The sequence below is a fragment of the Albidovulum sp. genome (assembly GCF_049646345.1).
GTDB lineage: Bacteria > Pseudomonadota > Alphaproteobacteria > Rhodobacterales > Rhodobacteraceae > Albidovulum.
Map to the genome: position 1 here is coordinate 1 of NZ_JBARVQ010000821.1, position 1,948 is coordinate 1,948.

Annotated in this window: 2 protein-coding genes and 1 pseudogene; all 3 read left to right on the forward strand. The window is 66.0% G+C overall.

Features of this window, described 5'->3' with window-relative positions; translation table 11 throughout:
- Positions 1-42 precede the first annotated feature (42 nt).
- Positions 43-828, forward strand: a complete 786-nt coding sequence (gene surE, locus WBB85_RS21510; RefSeq protein WP_432640618.1) for a 5'/3'-nucleotidase SurE — start codon at positions 43-45, stop codon at positions 826-828.
- A complete protein-coding gene (locus tag WBB85_RS21515; protein WP_432640619.1) occupies positions 825-1,466 on the forward strand; it encodes a protein-L-isoaspartate(D-aspartate) O-methyltransferase in 642 nt (213 codons plus the stop codon). The genes surE and WBB85_RS21515 overlap by 4 nt, the downstream gene beginning before the upstream one ends.
- A gap of 71 nt (positions 1,467-1,537) precedes the next feature.
- Positions 1,538-1,948 (forward strand): annotated as a pseudogene (locus WBB85_RS21520) (peptidase M23); the annotation flags it as partial.

Consider the following 1,948-nt stretch of genomic DNA (forward strand, 5'->3'; position numbering starts at 1 on the left):
CCGGCTCGTCTAATCAGGGGCAAAGCATCAGGGGGCCCATGCATGCGCATCCTCATCACCAATGACGACGGCATCAACGCCCCCGGGCTCGAGATCCTGCAATCCATCGCCGAAGAGATCGCGGGGCCGAAGGGCGAAGTCTGGACCGTCGCCCCCGCCTTCGAGCAATCGGGCGTCGGGCATTGCATCTCCTACACCCATCCGATGATGATCGCGAAACTCGGTCCCCGCCGCTATGCCGCCGAAGGATCACCCGCCGACTGTGTGCTCGCGGGCATCTATGACGTGCTTCAGGGCGGGCGACCCGATCTCGTCCTCTCCGGCGTCAACCGGGGCAACAATTCGGCCGAGAATGTGCTTTATTCCGGCACGATCGGCGGCGCGATGGAGGCGGCCCTGCAAGGTGTCCCCGCCATCGCGCTCAGCCAGTTCATGGGGCCTGCCACGCAAGAGCTTGAAACCCCGTTCGAAGCCGCCCGCGATCACGGTACGGCCATCGTTCGCACCCTTCTCGACAAGGGGCTTTGGGATGGCAGCGACTACCGGCTTTTCTACAACGTCAACTTCCCACCCGTCGCGGGCCAGGATGTGAAGGGCATGAAGGTCGCGGCTCAAGGCTACCGCACCGACACGTTCTTCGGGGTCGAGCCGCATATCTCGCCCTCGGGGCGCAAGTTTCTCTGGATCAAGGGCGGGCCACAGCACCACCCGACGGCACCCGGCACCGATGTCGCGGTCAATCTTGACGGCTGGATCTCGGTCACGCCGATGCGCGCTGACCTGACCGCCCATGACGCCATGGCCGAGCTTGAGGCCCGGCTGGCATGACCGACGCCGCCGAACTGAAGATGCGCTTTCTCTACGGGCTCAGGTCCAAGGGCGTCACCGACAGCCGCGTCCTGACGGCGATGGAACGGATCGACCGGGGCGCTTTCGTCAAGGGGCTCTTTGCCGAACGCGCCTATGAGGATATGCCCCTGCCCATCGCCTGCGGCCAGACGATCAGCCAGCCCTCGGTCGTGGGGCTGATGACCCAGGCGCTGGACATCTCGCCCCGCGACAAGGTGCTGGAGATCGGCACCGGCTCTGGCTATCAGGCCGCGATCCTCTCTCACCTGGCGCGCCGGGTCTATACGATCGACCGCCACCGCCGCCTCGTGCGCGAGGCCGAGGAAGTGTTTCGCAAGTTTGACCTGACCAATATCACCGCGATGACCGGCGATGGCAGTCACGGCCTGCCCGATCAGGCACCCTTCGACCGGATCATCGTGACGGCGGCGGCCGAAGACCCGCCCGGGCCCCTATTGGCTCAACTCCGCGAAGGCGGTATCATGGTTGTGCCCGTCGGGCAGTCGGATACGGTGCAGCACCTGATCAAGGTGACCCGGCTGCCGCAGGGCTACGATTACGAGGAACTGAGGCCGGTGCGCTTTGTGCCGCTGGTCGAGGGGCTGGGACAGGACTGAACGGCAGCCAGCCCGCTTTGACAACCACGACCGCCCGGGCAACAAGGGCGAGCGAAACGAGGATGCGAGCCATGACAATTTCCCGCACACGTGTTTTCCTGCGTGCCACCCTTCTGGGGGGCAGCATTCTGACCCTTGCCGCCTGCGATCCCGGCGGCAATTTCGACTATGACCTCAGGAACTTCGGTCAGGGCAACGGATTGGACACGACGGCGGCGGCCAATTCCGCCCAACCCCGGCCCCAGCCCGATGCGCGCGGCGTCATCACCTATCCCAACTACCAGATCGCCGTGGCCCGGCAGGGCGACACGGTCGAAAGCCTGTCGGCCCGGGTCGGCCTGCCGAGCGGTGAGATCGCGCGGTACAATGCCGTCGCACCGGGCACGGTGCTGCGCGATGGTGAGGTTCTGGCCCTGCCGACCCGCGTCGCGGGCGGCCTGACCCCTGCCCCGGCAGGAAGCGGCCAGATCGACGTCACCACC

Bases quoted from the DNA above. Each gene is read 5' to 3' on its own strand.
- surE (WP_432640618.1), top strand. From the start codon at position 43: ATGCGCATCCTCATCACCAATGACGACGGCATCAACGCCCCCGGGCTC.
- WBB85_RS21515 (WP_432640619.1), top strand. From the start codon at position 825: ATGACCGACGCCGCCGAACTGAAGATGCGCTTTCTCTACGGGCTCAGG.